We start from the raw sequence: 16,079 nt of genomic DNA, 5'->3' as shown, positions 1-16,079 counted from the left end.
TCTATAGATTAGTTTTTTTCTCCTGCATCTGGACCAGCAGTTTCTATGTTCTTTGCAATAGAAGACTTTAAAAACTCATTTAACCTCATTTTATATCCCAATGGAATAGCTTTTTCATCAAAATGTATGGCAAAAGCCCCTATATCCTTTCTGCCTTCTACAGGTTCATAACGTACTATTTGACCAGGAATAACAAATTGTTCCAAAGGATCTTCAAATTCTATTTTTATTTCTACCTGCTTGTTTAACAGAAACTTTGCAACTCCCATGAGTATAACTTTTGCACCAGAGAAAGAAAGATCCCGTAATATGCACTTTCTGGGAACCTTTTGTATGTATATAAGTGTATTGTTTTCTTTTAGCTTTAAATAATGTAATATTTTTTCATTAATCACTATTCTCTGTTCTTTTCTTTTGTGTGCAGTTATGCTTGCTTCCAATAGGGTGCCGAGTGTCTCTATAAGTGTATCAGGAGGCCTGTGTGTATATTCTAGGGTAAGAAAACTTACTGTCGGATTTTCTTGGCCATACGGAGTTGAGCCCACCACCTTGCTGGAAACAAAGAATGTTATGGGCTGTGAGTTTTCTTTTTGTTCAAAACTTAAACGAAGATTTACGAGATTATTTGTTGCCTTAAGTTTCTCGGAAAATTTTATCTTGTTATTTACTATGACCTTTGCACCAGTCATTGATATAGAATATACGATACATGGCCAATGATCATCACCACATTTAAGATAGCTTTCTCTGGGTAGAAATCCTATTGCAGAAGTTATATTTTTATTAAAAGTTACTTCGATTTGTTTAAACTGGTTATAATATCTTATTATTTGTTGACTGGTTACTATTGCCATAAGTTATATTTCTACTATGGAACTTTATATTGTCTTTGTCAAGTTTTCTTATCTGCATTTTACGAAAGAGCCTGGTCGATTTCTTTTATTAGTTTTTCTGCTATCTGTTCTATTTCTTCTGTATTTTTCCTAAGCTTTTTGCTGTATTCCGTGTCTTTTTGCATAAGCTCATCTGCAAGCATTATGCCGCTAAGTATAGCTATTTTTATGGGTTCATCTATATCCAGTGTAGTCTTGATATGTTCTACCTTGTTTTTATAGAGCTCCAATACACTCTTTACGTACTCAGGATTTTCATCTGTTTTTATTTTAAAAGATGTTCCCAGTATATTTACATCTATGGAACGTTCCATCTTGTTTTCCGATGTCAGAAGATGTCCAACTGAGACGAAGGAGGGGGGGCTGGAATATCTCCATTTTTTTCTTCTGATTCGGAATTATTTTCATCCACAAAGAGATCGTTGTTATCGGGTTCTTTAGCGGTATCTTCACCTTTGGGTGTATCTGTATGCTGTTCCTTTTCTTCTGCAAAATTACTTACTGCTTCTATAGTGGATTCTCCGGATGCATCATGCAGAGGAGCAGAACCGCTTGAATCTTCTTTTGAAGATATAATTTCATCTTCTATTTGGTTAAGATGATCGAGAGTCGATAAAATGCCTTCTTCTATTTCTTGCTGACTTTCTTTATATTTTTTTAACAGCTCTTCAAGATTTTCTATTCTCTCTATACTGTTAGAAAGCCTTTCTTTTAGAGATGCATTTTCCGACTTGAGCTTGCCTATAAACTCGACCATCTTCCTAACTTTTTCTTCAAGCTGACGGATCTGCTCCACTGTCAACATCTAAGCCTCCAGACTTGATTTTGCCTTTTCTACAAGCTGCTTAAAAGCAGCAGGATCTTCTATTGCCATATTGGATAGAACTTTTCTGTTTATCGTAATGTTTGCCTTATTGAGGCCGTTTATAAATCTGGAGTAGGAAATACCCTCTGCACGGCATGCAGCAGATATCCTTGCAATCCACAATTTTCTAAACTCCCTCTTTTTTGCCCTGCGATCTCTATAGGCATACATTAGAGCCTTTGAAACAGAATCTTTGGCAGCTCTAAAGTTAGACTTTCGTCTGCCCCAGAATCCTTTTGCATGGTCCAGAATCTTTTTTCTTCTATCTTTTCTTCTTGTACCGTCTACTGCTCTAGGCATCTTTTACTCCTTGAAATTATGTTAAGCATAAGGTAGAAGAGAATGTACCCTTCGCTCTTCCATCTTGGGAAGAACACCTGCTTTTCTTAGGTGTCTTTTTCTTTTTTTGTTCTTTTTTGTCAAGATGTGTCTCAGGTTCTGCTTTTTGTATTTTACCTTACCGGAACCTGTAACCTTAAATCTCTTGGCAACGCTTTTTCTTGTTTTTATCTTGGGCATAGCAACCTCTCATTTTTTTGATTTTGGGGAGAGCACCATGGACATAAACCGTCCTTCCATGCTTGGAGCTCGTTCCACTGTATATCCATCCCCGAGAAGTTCTATTATCTTCTCAAGGACATTTCTGCCAATTTCTGTATGAGCAAGCTCTCTACCCCTGAACCTCACGGTAACCTTTACCTTATTACCTGCATCAAGAAATTCTTTTACATGCTTGGTTTTAAACTGAAGGTCATGGGTATCAATCTTGGGCTGCATCCTTATTTCTTTGAGCTTAGTCTGCTTTTGCTTTTTTTTGGCTTCCTTCTGCTTTTTTTCCTGTTCAAACTTATATCTGCCATAGTTTATAAGCTTGCATACAGGCGGTTTTGCATCAGGTGCAACCTCAACAAGATCCAGTCCTGCTTCTTGTGCCATAGTAAGGGCTCTATCAATATCTACTACCCCTAATTGTTCTCCGTTTTGATCTATAAGTCTTACCTGCTTGGACCTGATTTGTTCGTTGGTCCTCAGTTCTTTTGTAGCCAATCATCCTCCTAAAAATACATAAGTTAAAAAGAACTATAACACCTCTGTAGAAAATAGTCAAACCATGCGTAGAACAGCAGTGTTAAGTTTTTTTATTGTTTTGTTATAAGATAGCATACTTCCGCACTTCTTGCGTTTAATAGTGGCCCTCTTATCCTGTGTTTGTTATTAAATGCGATTTCTTTCAATATTTTTGCATGTATTTCTTTGCTGAGTTCTATAAAATCCTTACGTGTACACAGATGAATATTGGGCGTGTCATACCACGAATAGGGTAGCCCCTTGGTAACAGGCATTCTGCCTTTAAAAAGGAGTTGCAGTCTTATTCCCATATAACCAAAATTGGGGAAATTTACTATTGCTTTTTTACCCACTCTGAGCATTTCTATAAGAAGCTCTTTGGGCCTTTTTACTACCTGCAGAGTATGGCTGAGAATTACATAATCGTAACTTCCTGTTTCATAATCTTTTAATCCCTCGTCCAAGTCGCCTTGAAAAACGCTTAATCCCCTTTGAATGCAGTTGAGAACCATTTTCTCTTCTATATCCACACCTGTTGCATATACTTTCTTTTTTTCCTTAAGCATTGACAGCAATTCTCCAGAACCGCAGCCAAGATCCAGTACTCTTGAGCCTTCGTCTATGAGGTCAACAATCTCTTTAAAAATATGAGGTGATGATTTATATCCGTTGAGATTTTTATCCGTGCTCATCTTATACTCCTGTATACACTTTCCAGAAAAGAAGCTATAAGTGGAGTCTGCCTCTCTGTCTCAAGTAAGAAAGAATCATGCCCGTAAGGACAATTGATATTGACATAAGTAACGTCCTTGGAATTTTTCATAAGCGCAAAGACAATCTCCTTGGACTGATAAGGAGGATACAGCCAGTCCGTGCTAAAAGATACGACAAGAAACCTAGCGTTTGTTTTTTTAAATGCATAAGTCAGACTCCCGTATTTTTCGCTCAGGTCAAAATAATCCATTGCTTTGGTAAGATATATGTATGTATTTGCATCAAATCTTTCTACAAACTTGTCTCCTTGGTATTCTAGGTAGCTTTCCACGCTAAATTGGTCGTTAAAATCATATTCGTAGTTTTCTTTATTTTGTAATCTTCTGCCAAACTTCTTGTGCATTGATTCGTCCGAAAGATATGTTATATGCCCTATCATTCTTGCAATAGCCAACCCTCTTGAAGGAACAGCTCTGCCATAATAGTTTCCATTGTTCCAGTTGGGATCGGACATTATGGCATTTCTTCCCACTGCATCAAAAGCTATGCCTTGTGCTGTGAGCCTTGAGGTAGATGCAAGCACAAGAGCGGACTGTACTCTCTCACTGTGAGCTGTTGCCCACTCCAGTGCCTGCATTCCTCCCATTGAACCCCCTGCAACTGCAAGAAGACGGTCGATTCCCAGGTAATCTATCAGCCTTACCTGAGCATTAACCATATCATCTATGGTTATAACAGGAAAATCCATGGCATAGGGTTTTCCTGTCTCTGGATTGAGAGAAGATGGGCCTGTTGACCCTTGGCACCCACCTATCACATTGGAGCAAATGATAAAATACTTATTGGTATCAAAAGCCTTTCCAGGACCCACCATGCTGTCCCACCATCCCGGAGAGCTGTCATCTGGATTATGAAAACCGGCCACATGTGCATCTCCTGAGAAAGCATGCAAAATTAGGATTGCATTGCTTTTATCTTTATTTAACTCTCCGTATGTCTCGTATCGTATATTGACCGGTGCAAGAACCTTCCCGCTCTGCAAAATGAGTCCGTCACCGTTATTCCCAAAGGTAAAATCCTCAGGACTTACAAGACCTATTCCTTTATTGTCATCGTATCTTCTTTTTTCTCTAGCCATTTTATTTTCTCCGCTTGCACCTTGAAGTAAAATGTGTTGTAATTGACCCATGGTATTATTTGCTATTGGAGCCGTTCCCATTTTATTATTTATTTTGTTAAGTATAGCCGGTGTAATAATAGAGAGTAAAGAGGGATTGTTTAGATTCCTACGCGGCATAATACTCGCCATCCCGGCAATACTCATATACATGTTTGTAAAAGACCTGTTATCCGCATCCTATTACGGAATGGGCCTGTATATAAGAGAGGGTCTAGTCTCTCTTGGTTTTCCACTTACCATTCTTGCCTTATATCTCCTTTTTCTCAGCAAAAAATGGGGCATAGGCAAGGTGAGATACCTCCAATCCCTTTGGTTTTCCGCAGGTTATCTCTGGGCATTTTCTCTCATAGAGTTACTGCTCAACATACGCTGGCTTGGTGCCTATTACCTCTTTGTGCACCCCGTGGTTCTCAGCGTAAGCCTGTTTTTTATTCCCCGTCTGGCATATGATTGTGACTTTTTGATAAAAAATATAAAACACAGGCGACTTGCCTTTTTATCCATGCTTGCTGGATATATAATCTTATCTTCAATAATAAGTTATCTTGCTCTTAGCAACTATCATATAGAGACATTCATCTATATGCCTGTATGGGCGATCCTATCTATATTGCTGACAATAAAAGGACCTGACCTTATAAACAGAATCCTCTATAAAAACCATAAGAGAGAATAAAAATTTTTATTTTATACCGAACGTCGGGACAGCGACTAATAAAGCCAAAGCATTAATAGCGCTGTCCCTCCTGCCTCCGGCAAAAAGAAAAACAAAACTGGATGTTTTTTTTACTTATGCCAGGAATTTGTCTTATTAAAAAGCCGGTTCCGGCGGAAAAAGCTCGTCTCTTACAGCCTGGAGCTCTTCCCATGTATCAATAGACTTGCTTACTCGTCTTAAAATAATAGGGTTCATGCTAGGGTCGGGATGCTGAGTGTTGTTTGACGGAACTGCGAGGAAAGTATGGGAAGCACCTATTATAATCTGCTCTGACAAGTCATTGACATAACCTGAAAGAAAATCCCGGGAGTATACTGTTATATAATACTGAAATATCTCTCTTCTCGCTATATATATCTCAGCTTTTATAAGACCGGATATGTTGAGCGCTACTGTTACTCCTGGCTTGCCATCATTATCTGGATCTGTAAATATAAGACCGTCCTTAACTGCAGGCAATGGTAGCTCCGGATCTCTGTCAATTCCTATCAATGTTGGAGTTGCAGGTCTGTATATAATCCATTTCCCATCCGTATATCTTAGTTTTACTTCTGTTTCTTTGGATTCAATTGCACTTGTTGAAAGATCCGACATTTGGGAAGTGGTGAAATGCTGATTGAGAATCTGTTTTGCATGGATAAATCTGTCTTTCTGATACAGTTTGTCATCTTTTATGTAAAAGTCTGTGAATCCATAAGAGACTATAAACGTCCTCATAGGCAATGGAGTTGTCAGGTCTTCATACGACACCACATCATAGTGTGCATAATGACCTTCTATTAGTTCCATTATTTTTTTTTTCATCCATATTAAGTTGCAGAGGTTTATACTCCATAAGCTGAGGGTAGAGCGGAGCATCAGGCCATGGAAGAGTTTTTGTTGCGTTTTTTACAGTCAAGAAAAATACCAACACTATTGCTGGTATGATAATAATAATTGCTTTCTTGGTTGTCATAGTCTTAGTATAATTAATAAAATAAATATCAGCAATTTTATTATTTGGAGAGGCTTATGAATACTAGGATAGTGTTGTTTGTAGCTTTGGGTTTTATGGGACTTATGATTTTTGCAGCTATTCTTTTTCCAGATTTTCTTGAGAATATAATGCTTACTCCTGCATATTATAATCATATTCTTTTTTTACATGTTCTTACAGTCATGCTTTTTTTTGTCAATGCTGTTGTGGGTATCTTTTGGGAAGCGAGAAGCCTTTCTTCCAAAAATAAAGAAGTAATTGTGCATACTTATAAAACTGTTACTTGGCTGGATGCGCATTTTTCTTCTCCAATGATAATTCTTGCCGTAAGTTCAGGTATTCTTCTTGGCTATGGTAATGGAGGTATATGGAGTTCTGGCTGGCTTTCTCTTTCTTTTTTACTTTTTATTTTTTCTGGTCTTGTATGGATTGTGAGCGATATTCCTTCCCAATATAAGATAAGGGACGGTCTAGAGAGACTTTCTTCTTCTATCGCTGATATTCCTCCTGATTTTATGAATCTTCTTAAAAGGAGGCTCTTTATTTCTCTTTCTGGCGTGTTGCCTCTTTTTATTGTCTTTGTGCTTATGATTTACAAGCCTGATTTTCCTTCTGTTATGGATTGGTTTTGACAGCTTTCTTTGCCTGTATGCCGCAGGCAGGGCTTATACGCATTTTTCCTATTTTTTTGACTTTTTTGCGTATAAGCCCGTTCGGTATAAATTTTATTGTAGTATGGGCTTTTTTCTATCTTGACGGTATTGGCTGTTGGCACTAGTATTTTTGTTAATGGTTACCGATGCGTCTAATGGTCATTCTGTTGTTGTTTCCAGTGGGGATGTTCTTTCTGCGCTTTGCGGTCCGCAGGATCGTAATCTTGTGCTCTTTGAATCCCTTCTGGGCGAGCCTGTGCGGTGCAGGGGAAACGAGCTTATTGTTTTTTCCAATGATGAGTTTAAGGTTGATGTTTTTAAGCGTGTTGTGGATGAGCTTATTTACCATATAAAACGCGGGCATTTGCCGGGTAGGCATTTTATTGAGTCTCTTTTTGATTCTGCTTTTAATGGCAGAGAGCTTTCTATTCTCAAAAATGTTTCTGTTGCTATTCCAGGCTCCAAGTCTAGGGTTTTCCCTAAGTCCTATTCTCAGGCTGTTTATCTTGAGGCTGTCAGGCGTTATCCTATGGTTTTTTCTATAGGACCTGCAGGTACGGGCAAAACTTTTCTTGCTGTTGCCATGGCTTTAGAGGAGCTTATGGCACGGCGCATAAGAAAACTGGTTTTGACAAGGCCTGTTGTTGAGGCGGGAGAGAGGCTGGGATTTTTACCAGGAGATCTTGCGCAGAAAATCAATCCGTATCTTAAACCTCTCTATGATGCCATAGATGCTCTTATTTCTCCTGAGGCTTATCAGAGACTTGAGGAGCAAAGAATGGTGGAGATTATCCCTCTCGCGTATATGAGGGGCAGGAGCCTGGATAACAGCTTTATTATTCTGGATGAGGCTCAGAATACCACAAAAGAACAGATGAAGATGTTCCTTACCAGGCTTGGGCAGAATTCTCGTGCTGTTATCACGGGTGATGTTACTCAGGTGGATTTGCCTGATGTTTCCCGCTCAGGATTGGTCCATGCGGAGAAAATTTTATCTGGTATAGATGAAATTTGTTTTTGTTATTTTTCCCGTGATGATGTTGTGCGTCATCCTCTTGTAAAGAAGATAATCGAGGCTTATGAAAGAGAAGTCTAGTCCTTTTTATTTTTATTTTATTTTTTCTTTTTTTAAAAAGCATGCACGAGAGCTTTTTTTTGTGTTTTTATATTTTGTGCTTGTTCTTGTTCAGTTGGGTGGTCTACGGATTGTTAAGATTCTTGACAGGCCATCTTATGATAGCTTTGAGGCTGGTAAGGTCGCGGATAGGGATGTTGTTCTTGATAGGGATGTATCTGTCTTGGACAGGGAGGCAACTGATCTTAAGCTCAGTGCCACGGACAAGCTTGTTCCTCCTGTTTTTGTGGAAGACAAGACAGTAACCGACGAGTTGCGTACACGATACAATGCTTTGCGTGCTGTTTTTGAGTCTATTCCTTCTATGAGTTTTGATGCGGCTTTTTTAAAAATGCAGACTGCTCTTCCCAGGCTTTTTTCTGAGGAAGAATTTAAGCCTGTTTTTTCTGCTTCTACAAAGGCCGGATGGCTTAAGGCTGTTGATGTGCTTGTAAATAGAGTTCTTAATAGTGGTTATCTAAATCTGCCTGCGGATAGGGACAGCATGGGTTACTCTGGTGTTCTGGAACTCAGAGCCAGTGATGGCGATGCAAAAACCGTAGCGTTTTCCGATATGCTTACAATAGAAAACATAGATGAGTATCTTATTTCTCTTGCAAAAAGATATTCTCTTGGTGATATGGGGCTGGAAGGTCTCAGGATTGTTGCTTCCAGGTTTCTCCAGCCTACTGTTTTTTTTGATGCCTCTCTTACCTCTCAGAAAAAGGATTCTGTCTTAAAATCTGTAGAGCCTGTTGTTAAGGAGTTTAAAAAAGGAGATGTGATTGTCAGAAAGGGGTTTGTTCTTTCTCAGAAACAGGTGGATACTCTGAGACTTCTTGAGACTGCTTCCGCCCTTCCTCAGAATCATAGTTTTTTCTGGGAATCTCTGTTCCTTGTTTTTGTTGGGTTTTCTGCTTATCTACTTATTTTTTCCGGTTTTGGTACCGGCCTTAAGTGTGAGGATTCTTATATTTATCTTCTATATATATTGGTTTTGATTGTTCTTGTCATTACATTTTTGGCTTATAGTTTCTTTTCAGATTCTGTTTCCAATATTGGTTTCTTTATTCCTCTTTCTATAATGGGATTTTTTATGTCTGTTTTCTTTGACAGGGAAGCTGGATTAAGATTGGTTTTAGCTTCTTCTCTGTTCTTTCTTCCTGTTATGGATTTTGAAATGGTTTCTTTTCTTTTTATCCTTTTTTGCGGTCTTTTTTCTTTTATTCTTGTAAACAATGTTCGTTCCCGCATAGATCTCCTCAAGGCTACCCTTTATGTTATTCTATCTGTTATTCCTCTTGCTGCTATTATGCTTATTATTTCATCTGGCGGAGATTCTGTACTTAATTCTCTTTTCCTTGCTTCCGCCAATATATTTTTTTCTGGTATGCTTGTTGTTATGATTTTGCCTGTTGCAGAACACGTGTTAAATGCGCCTACAAGGTTTAGACTTCTTGAGCTTTCTGATATCAATACGCCTGTTCTTAAGCGTATGTTGAGTGCAGCTCCTGGCACATACAGCCATAGTCTTATGGTTGCCCAGCTTTCTGAGGCTGCATGTGAAGCAATAGGTGCTAATGGCCTCCTTGCTAGGGTAGGTGCCTATTATCACGATATAGGAAAGATAGAACAGCCGGAATACTTTGTAGAAAACCAGACAAAATCCAATAAGCACGATGATCTTAATCCCTCTCTTTCCAGTGCGGTGATAAAGGCGCATGCCAGACGCGGGGTTGAGATGGCTCTTAAGATGGGTTTCCCTCGTGCTGTTGTGGATATAATAGCTCAGCATCATGGTGATGCTGTTATCCGTTTTTTTTACGAAGAAGCAAAAAAAAATGGCAGCTCTGTACTGGAGGAGGATTTTTCGTATTCCGGGGACAGGCCGGCATCAAAAGAAGCCGCAGTGGTAATGCTTGCCGATACGGTGGAAGCAGGTGTACGGGCTTTGGCAAAGCCATCTTTGCCGGCTTTGGAAAAACGTGTACACTCTCTCATTATGGAAAAGATGAAATCCGGTCAGCTTGATAATTCTCCTCTGACTATGAAGGATATTGCGACTATAGAAAAAGTATTTGTAAGATTTCTTGCTGCCAATTATCATAAGAGGATAGAGTATCCGGATGGAAAGTGACGATTCTTTAAAGCCCGACATAGTTCTCGTCTGGCAGGATATGGTTCCACAGAAGTGGGGGGAGTCTCTTATAGCTTTTGTCCTCTCTGTTTTGGACCGTTTAAATATAGAAGAGTGCTCTATGTCCCTTGTGTTTTCTTCCGATACTTTTATAAGGGAACTCAATAAAACTTACAGAAATAAGGATTATGCAACGGATGTTCTGTCTTTTCCCTCTGGTAATGTAGAAGCGCCTCTTTCTGAGCCTACAACCTGTATTGAGGGGGACCTTGTAATATCTCCTTTTGCAGTTATGAGGAATGCTGAGACATTTTCTGTCCCTCCTTGGGAAGAAATGGAGAGGGTTATTGTTCATGGAATTTTGCATCTTGCAGGTATGGACCACAAAACCAATGAGCCTGTAGAAGATATGCTTGTCTTACAGGAAAAAATATTGTCCTGCGTTAGGGAGGAGTTTGAATTTGAAATCAGGTAGTAAACATTCTTTTTGGCCTTTTTTTAAGAAAAAGTATTCCGCTACAATGGAAAATACGGAAGCGGAAAAGCAGAAACAGGATATGATAAAGGGTATTGAGGAGCTGTCTGAAACGACTGTAAAAGAGGTGATGGTTCCCAGGATAGATGTTGTGTTTATAGATCTTTCTACTCCCCTGGATGAAATCTTGGAGGTCCTTGCGGATTGTGGGCATTCGCGCGTTCCTGTATTTGAAAACACAATAGATAATGTGGTTGGTATCCTGTATGTTAAAGATGTCCTGAGAATGCTTGTAAAAAAACAGGATATAGATCTCAAGAAAATCATAAGAGCTCCATATTTTATACCGGACAGTAAGAGGCTTGATGCTCTTTTGCGCGAGATGAAGAAAAAACGGGTTCATATTGCTATTGCTGTGGATGAGTACGGTGGAGTCTCCGGTATAGTGTGTCTTGAGGACATAATTGAGGAAATAGTAGGAGATATATTGGATGAGTTTGATAATGAGGAGGAAGAGTTTGTAGAGCTTGATAGCAGAACCTTCCTCTGTGATGGAAGAATCAATCTGGAAGAGTTGGAGGATGCAATTGGTATTGAGATTGACAGCCCTGACATAGATACTCTTGGCGGTTTTGTTTTTGAACTTTTGGGGAAGATACCGGTAAGGTATGAGAAGGTAGAATATAATGGTATAATATTTATTGTACAGGATGTAGAAGGCCATAAGATAAAAAGGGTCAAAATTGTTCTGCCGGAAGATTATAAGAAAGGCGAGAGAGTTTCCGATAAGGAGTGAGTCTGTGGGGGCAAAAAAGGCCACATTATTGATGCTATTTATTCTTACCATAAGAGTTTTTTCTCAGAATGCTTTGTCTGCCCCCGAGTTTTTTTCTTCTGCGTATGCTCACTATGTAAAAGAAGATTATTATGCGGCTATAACAGATTATAAGAAGGCAATAGAGCAGAATCGTTTTTATGCGGATGCTTATGCGGGTCTTGCTGACTGCTATGTTGCTTTAAGAGACTATAAAACAGCATTGTTCTATGCTTCTAAAGCACGGGATATAAATCCTTTTTCGGTTCCGTTTCTTCTGCTTAATGCGCGTATCATGATGCTTTTAGGGAAGCTTGATGAGGCGGCTTCTCTTATAGAGAAGGTCAAGCGTCTTGAACCCAAGAATCCAGAGGCACTTCTTGCAGAAGCTGAGCTCTCGATAGCAAAGGGGGATTTTTCTTATGCTCTCATGCGTTATCAGGATGCTTTGAGAATATTCCCTGAGCATAGGGGGGTTCTTGCATCGCTTGCAATACTATATGATTATAGCGGAGATTACGAGAGTGCAAAAAAATATCTTGATGCAGCGCTCCGATTATATCCTCTTGATGTGGATATATATCTTCTTGCGGCAGAGTATGCAGCTAAGAGAAAAGACTGGAAGAATCTGGAAGATCATGCAAGAGATGCTCTAAGCATAGATAACAAGTCTCAGCAAGCTCTTGTCTTTCTTGCAACCGCGCAGATTGCGAGAAAAAACTATGATGATGCAATTAAGACTATCTCCGAGCTTATAGGGATGTCTCCGGACAGCCCATCAACATGGTATCTTGATGCAATGGCAAAGGCAAAAAAAGGAGATAAAAAATCTGCAATAAGGTCGTTGTCAAGGCTTGTTGAGATAAAACCTGATGATGAGCTTGCAAGGTTCTATCTTGAGATGCTTGCAACAGAGAGCCTTGATATAAAAGATGAGCTTAGAAAACGCCTTGCAGATTATCATTTTTCTTCTGCAAAAGCCTATAAAGAAAAATTTCTTAGCGATAAGGCTTTTATGCAATATAGATACGGACTTAGACTTTTTCCTGTTGATATAGATGCTAACCTTGATTTTGCTGTTATGCTCCGAGAAAGGGGATTTTTAAACCGTTATGCTGACAGACTTAATTTTCTTCTGTCGTTAGGATACAGCAAAGAGGTTGCAGACCTAAAGGAGGTAGCAGATATAACGTTGTCCGACGATGTTTCCTCCCGTTGGAGCAGTGATATATTTACTATAGAGCCGCCCTCTGTTTCTGTTTTTGTTGCACTATCGGAAAACTCTATCTTTACCACACATCCCTTTGCAGGTCCAGCTGTTATGGATGCCCTTTCTTTTACCTGTCAGCAGGATAGACGCATCAATCTTATCGCTGATAATGCAATATATTACGATTGGGAAAAAGCTTTTGAGTCAGCCCGCGCACAAGGTGTAGCTTTCTTTGCGCTTATAGAAGCTAATGAAACAGAGCGTTTTTTTTCTCTTGCCTATAAACTCTACCATGCACAAAGTGGACGTCTTGTAGCACAGTTTGACATAAGAAAATCTGGAAACGACCGTGTCTTTTCTGCCGTAACTCGGCTTGGAGAAGAGCTCATAGGTGCATTGCCGTTTTATGCAACAATCGCTGAGAGAAAATTTGACAAAGTGCTCATCAATGCTGGAGCGTCAAGCGGCCTCGAAGTCGATACTGAGTTTATAGTTCTTGACCCCGAGAAGGTTACAATAGATCCTGCAAGCGGCAAGTACAATTACAAAGAGAGCGATATTCTTGGTACAGTAAAAATCACTGCATTAAGTGATATAGTCTCAGAGGGGCAGCTTACGATTTCCTCCATATTTGATATGGTTAACAAAGGCGATATGCTGATCGCAAAACCTGTTTCTGAGCAAGGGCAGGAGAAAAAAGCTGCTGTGCTCTCGGAGGATTCTGGAACAGTTCTTGATAAGATAATATCTTTTCTTGCAGGAAAATAAAAACAATAAACCGAACGCATTTTGACGCATCAGCGTCAAAATGCTGCCTCTGGCACTAGCCGGGAAGGTTATGCCGAAGGCAGGAGTCCCTGCGCTATTATTTATTTTGCTCTGTGACGCGCAGGGACTACGTTCGGTATAAATTTAATTTTTTTTGTAATTTTTGTTTATATTGAATGTTATAAAAAAACAGGGTATCATAACTTGGAGGTAACTTATGAGAGTGGCTGTTGTTTTTTTTGCAGGTGGTGCAAAAGAGAAGTTTCTTGATATTGCTCAGGGATTTTCCAGAGGGCTTGGTGAGCAGGGACATATTGCTGATGTGATTGATATTGAGACGGATTACGAGAAAAAATTGACGTCTTATAATTATATCGTACTGGGTGCTGCTACTTCCGGTTTTTTTAAGCCCAAGGTTTCTGATAAGCTTAAGAAGTTTCTTTCTTCCTGCGGCCATATTGCAGGTAAGAGGTGTTTTGCTTTTGTGCCCAAGAGAAGTTTTGCTTCCAAGGCGTTGCTTGCGGTTATGTCTGCGATGGAGCATGAGGGGCTATATATAAAAAATTCTGGCATTGTTTCTTCTGCTGAGGAGGCGGCTTATATAGGCAAGAGTCTGCATATAGGTGGCAGCAATATTTCTTAATGGTAGAGAGATGTTTGAAAGTTATTATGAACTTCTTGGAATAGAACAGGATGCTTCTCTGTCAGATATAAAGAAAGCTTTTAGACGCAAAGCAAAGGATATGCACCCAGATACCATGTCCAACCCTACGGATGATGACCTGGATGCTATGCGCAGGCTTCTTATGGCTTATGAGGTGCTCTCAGACCCTTACAAGCGTGAGGAGTATGACAGGCATCTTGCTGTTTTTAGAAGAAAGAAGACTTATGTTTTTGATTACCGTGAGTTTTTACAGAATCGTCGGGATGATCTGGAGAGTCAGGCTAAGCTGGTTTTCTTTGACCTTTTGCATGATAGAGATGATGATGCTATAGGTCTTTATGAATCTTTGAGAATGGATGGGTTTTCCGTTGAGGCATATCTGGACAGGGAAGATGCCATGGACTGCCTTTTTCTTATAGCTGAGGCTTATGAGAAAAGAGCAGAGCCGGCCGAGGCTGTCAACCATCTACTCCGCCTTTCTGCTATGGAGAAGCAGAAGCCTTATTTTAGACATTTTTTTGATGAGGTTATTTTGAGACTAAAGAAGATGCTTATAACTCAGTCTGATATGGATATTGAACTTGCTATGATGTATATTGAAGAGCTCTTGTCTCTGGGTTGTCTTTCCGACAGGGATGAGTTTTTGTTTTGTAAGCGTATGGCAGATTTTGCCATAAAGACTGATAATACGGCGGTTGCACGTTATTATCTTAAACGGGCTTCTGCTTTAAACGGTAATCTTTCGGGTTTTTCGAGATTACAGAGAAAGTTATTACAGGAGGAACCGGCATGAAATATGCAAAGGTTATTGCTTTTTTACTAGTTTCCGCTTCTATTTTGTCAGCACAGGTCCTTGATGCTCCAGTAGCACGGATTAAGCTGTATAAGACAGAGGTTGTAACTCAGAAACAGTTTAAAGAGGATGTTGAACTTCTTGAGTCACAGCTTAAGAGAAAGTTGAGTCTTGATGAAAAGAAAAAGATGCTTGATGCAAGGATTGGTGAGGTTCTCATTGCTCAGGCTGCGGAGAATGCTTATGTTACGGTAAGTGACGATGATGTTAAGAAAGCTGTAGATTCCTATAAGGCTCAGCTTGGAGCTAATATCCCAGACGAGCAGTTTAAACAACTTATTGCACAGCAGCTGGGTATGAGTTGGGATGAATTTGTTTCCAAGATAAGGAGACAGCTTATATCCGAGAAGTATATTATGCAGGTTAAGGGACAGCAGATAAACTCTGTTGATATGCCTACAAATGATGAGATAAATACTATGTATAACCAGAATATTCAGAAATTTACTGTTCCGGAAAGCATAGAATATTCTCATATTTTTATTGATACAAGGGGACTATCCGATGAGGCGAAAAAGAAGGCTTATAACAGAGCTGTCGATATCAAAAAAGAAATAGGAAACAGTGTTAAAAAATTTGAAGACTCTGTAGAGAAGTATTCTGATGATCAAAATTCTCGTTATAACAAGGGTAATGTGGGAACTTTGTTTCGCACCGATGCACAGAGAATAAATCTTCTGGGGCAGAGCTTTTTTGATAAGGTTTTCTCTATCAAGGTCAATACTGTGAGCGATGTGATAGAGTCTGAAGTAGGATATCATATAGTAGTTGTGAAAACTCACAGTGATCCCAAGCTGCTTGGACTGAATGATGTTATACCTGGTTCTGGGCAAAAAGTGTACGATAATGTAAAAAATGCAATTATCTTGCAGAGAAAGCAGGCTGCATATAAGAAAGCCATAGAGGACCTTGTAAAGGAACTCAGGGATAAGGCCACTGTATCTGTGTACGATAATAATCTTAACTGGTAGAGCTTA

Annotated in this window: 20 protein-coding genes; 10 read left to right on the top strand and 10 right to left on the bottom strand. The window is 39.5% G+C overall.

Going from position 1 to position 16,079, the window contains the following annotated elements; all coding sequences use genetic code 11:
• Positions 1-8: 8 nt before the first annotated feature.
• The 8 genes from WKV44_08350 to WKV44_08315 all read right to left on the bottom strand — a co-directional run bounded on the left by WKV44_08350 (position 9) and on the right by WKV44_08315 (position 4,678).
• The gene (locus WKV44_08350; protein MEM5948554.1) at positions 9-854 is read right to left on the bottom strand and encodes a PilZ domain-containing protein; all 846 of its coding nucleotides are present in this window, start codon (positions 852-854) and stop codon (positions 9-11) included.
• 59 nt (positions 855-913) lie between these two features.
• The gene (locus WKV44_08345) at positions 914-1,207 is read right to left on the bottom strand and encodes a cell division protein ZapA (GenBank protein MEM5948553.1); all 294 of its coding nucleotides are present in this window, start codon (positions 1,205-1,207) and stop codon (positions 914-916) included.
• Between the two features lie 14 nt (positions 1,208-1,221).
• The gene (locus tag WKV44_08340) at positions 1,222-1,698 is read right to left on the bottom strand and encodes a cell division protein ZapB (protein ID MEM5948552.1); all 477 of its coding nucleotides are present in this window, start codon (positions 1,696-1,698) and stop codon (positions 1,222-1,224) included.
• Positions 1,699-2,058, bottom strand: coding sequence for a 50S ribosomal protein L20 (gene rplT, locus WKV44_08335; protein ID MEM5948551.1), 360 nt, complete (start codon positions 2,056-2,058; stop codon positions 1,699-1,701).
• A 21-nt stretch (positions 2,059-2,079) separates the two neighbouring features.
• On the bottom strand, positions 2,080-2,277 hold the full coding sequence (rpmI, locus tag WKV44_08330; protein ID MEM5948550.1) for a 50S ribosomal protein L35: 198 nt from the start codon (positions 2,275-2,277) through the stop codon (positions 2,080-2,082).
• Positions 2,278-2,286: 9 nt separating this feature from the next.
• Positions 2,287-2,805 carry a translation initiation factor IF-3 gene (gene infC / locus WKV44_08325; protein MEM5948549.1) on the bottom strand — a complete coding sequence of 173 codons (519 nt, stop codon included), beginning with the start codon at positions 2,803-2,805 and terminating at the stop codon, positions 2,287-2,289.
• A 92-nt stretch (positions 2,806-2,897) separates the two neighbouring features.
• On the bottom strand, positions 2,898-3,518 hold the full coding sequence (metW, locus tag WKV44_08320; protein MEM5948548.1) for a methionine biosynthesis protein MetW: 621 nt from the start codon (positions 3,516-3,518) through the stop codon (positions 2,898-2,900).
• Complete coding sequence (locus tag WKV44_08315) at positions 3,515-4,678, bottom strand: homoserine O-acetyltransferase (protein ID MEM5948547.1); 1,164 nt, start codon at positions 4,676-4,678, stop codon at positions 3,515-3,517. Before WKV44_08315 ends, metW begins: the two co-directional genes overlap by 4 nt.
• A gap of 49 nt (positions 4,679-4,727) precedes the next feature.
• Between WKV44_08315 and WKV44_08310 the strand changes: the two genes are divergently transcribed.
• On the top strand, positions 4,728-5,396 hold the full coding sequence (locus tag WKV44_08310; GenBank protein ID MEM5948546.1) for a hypothetical protein: 669 nt from the start codon (positions 4,728-4,730) through the stop codon (positions 5,394-5,396).
• 135 nt (positions 5,397-5,531) lie between these two features.
• Here the strand turns inward: WKV44_08310 and WKV44_08305 are convergent, their stop codons facing one another.
• Together WKV44_08305 and WKV44_08300 are read right to left on the bottom strand one after the other, a co-directional pair.
• The gene (locus WKV44_08305) at positions 5,532-6,227 is read right to left on the bottom strand and encodes a hypothetical protein (protein ID MEM5948545.1); all 696 of its coding nucleotides are present in this window, start codon (positions 6,225-6,227) and stop codon (positions 5,532-5,534) included.
• The gene (locus WKV44_08300) at positions 6,193-6,393 is read right to left on the bottom strand and encodes a hypothetical protein (protein MEM5948544.1); all 201 of its coding nucleotides are present in this window, start codon (positions 6,391-6,393) and stop codon (positions 6,193-6,195) included. The genes WKV44_08305 and WKV44_08300 overlap by 35 nt, the downstream gene beginning before the upstream one ends.
• Before the next feature lie 56 nt (positions 6,394-6,449).
• Here WKV44_08300 and WKV44_08295 point away from each other — a divergent pair, with 56 nt between their 5' ends.
• The 9 genes from WKV44_08295 (at position 6,450) to WKV44_08255 (ending at position 16,073) form a co-directional block, all read left to right on the top strand.
• Positions 6,450-7,046: a DUF2269 family protein gene (locus WKV44_08295; protein MEM5948543.1), complete on the top strand. Its 597-nt coding sequence runs from the start codon at positions 6,450-6,452 to the stop codon at positions 7,044-7,046.
• 157 nt (positions 7,047-7,203) lie between these two features.
• Positions 7,204-8,163, top strand: coding sequence for a PhoH family protein (locus tag WKV44_08290; protein MEM5948542.1), 960 nt, complete (start codon positions 7,204-7,206; stop codon positions 8,161-8,163).
• A complete protein-coding gene (locus tag WKV44_08285) occupies positions 8,147-10,318 on the top strand; it encodes an HDIG domain-containing metalloprotein (protein ID MEM5948541.1) in 2,172 nt (723 codons plus the stop codon). Before WKV44_08290 ends, WKV44_08285 begins: the two co-directional genes overlap by 17 nt.
• A complete protein-coding gene (gene ybeY / locus WKV44_08280; GenBank protein MEM5948540.1) occupies positions 10,308-10,793 on the top strand; it encodes an rRNA maturation RNase YbeY in 486 nt (161 codons plus the stop codon). The genes WKV44_08285 and ybeY overlap by 11 nt, the downstream gene beginning before the upstream one ends.
• Positions 10,780-11,589 (top strand): hemolysin family protein, encoded by an 810-nt coding sequence (locus tag WKV44_08275; GenBank protein ID MEM5948539.1) that lies wholly within the window; start codon positions 10,780-10,782, stop codon positions 11,587-11,589. Before ybeY ends, WKV44_08275 begins: the two co-directional genes overlap by 14 nt.
• A 4-nt stretch (positions 11,590-11,593) precedes the next feature.
• Positions 11,594-13,585 carry a tetratricopeptide repeat protein gene (locus WKV44_08270; protein ID MEM5948538.1) on the top strand — a complete coding sequence of 664 codons (1,992 nt, stop codon included), beginning with the start codon at positions 11,594-11,596 and terminating at the stop codon, positions 13,583-13,585.
• Positions 13,586-13,802: 217 nt separating this feature from the next.
• Positions 13,803-14,228, top strand: a complete 426-nt coding sequence (locus WKV44_08265; GenBank protein ID MEM5948537.1) for a hypothetical protein — start codon at positions 13,803-13,805, stop codon at positions 14,226-14,228.
• Positions 14,209-15,042 carry a DnaJ domain-containing protein gene (locus WKV44_08260; GenBank protein ID MEM5948536.1) on the top strand — a complete coding sequence of 278 codons (834 nt, stop codon included), beginning with the start codon at positions 14,209-14,211 and terminating at the stop codon, positions 15,040-15,042. The genes WKV44_08265 and WKV44_08260 overlap by 20 nt, the downstream gene beginning before the upstream one ends.
• Positions 15,039-16,073, top strand: coding sequence for a peptidylprolyl isomerase (locus tag WKV44_08255; GenBank protein ID MEM5948535.1), 1,035 nt, complete (start codon positions 15,039-15,041; stop codon positions 16,071-16,073). The genes WKV44_08260 and WKV44_08255 overlap by 4 nt, the downstream gene beginning before the upstream one ends.
• Positions 16,074-16,079 lie beyond the last annotated feature (6 nt).

This window comes from Spirochaetia bacterium 38H-sp (assembly GCA_039023545.1).
Lineage (GTDB): Bacteria > Spirochaetota > Spirochaetia > Winmispirales > Winmispiraceae > Rarispira > Rarispira pelagica.
Note: the sequence above shows the minus strand (reverse complement) of the source record. Positions and strands in the feature narration are given on the sequence as shown.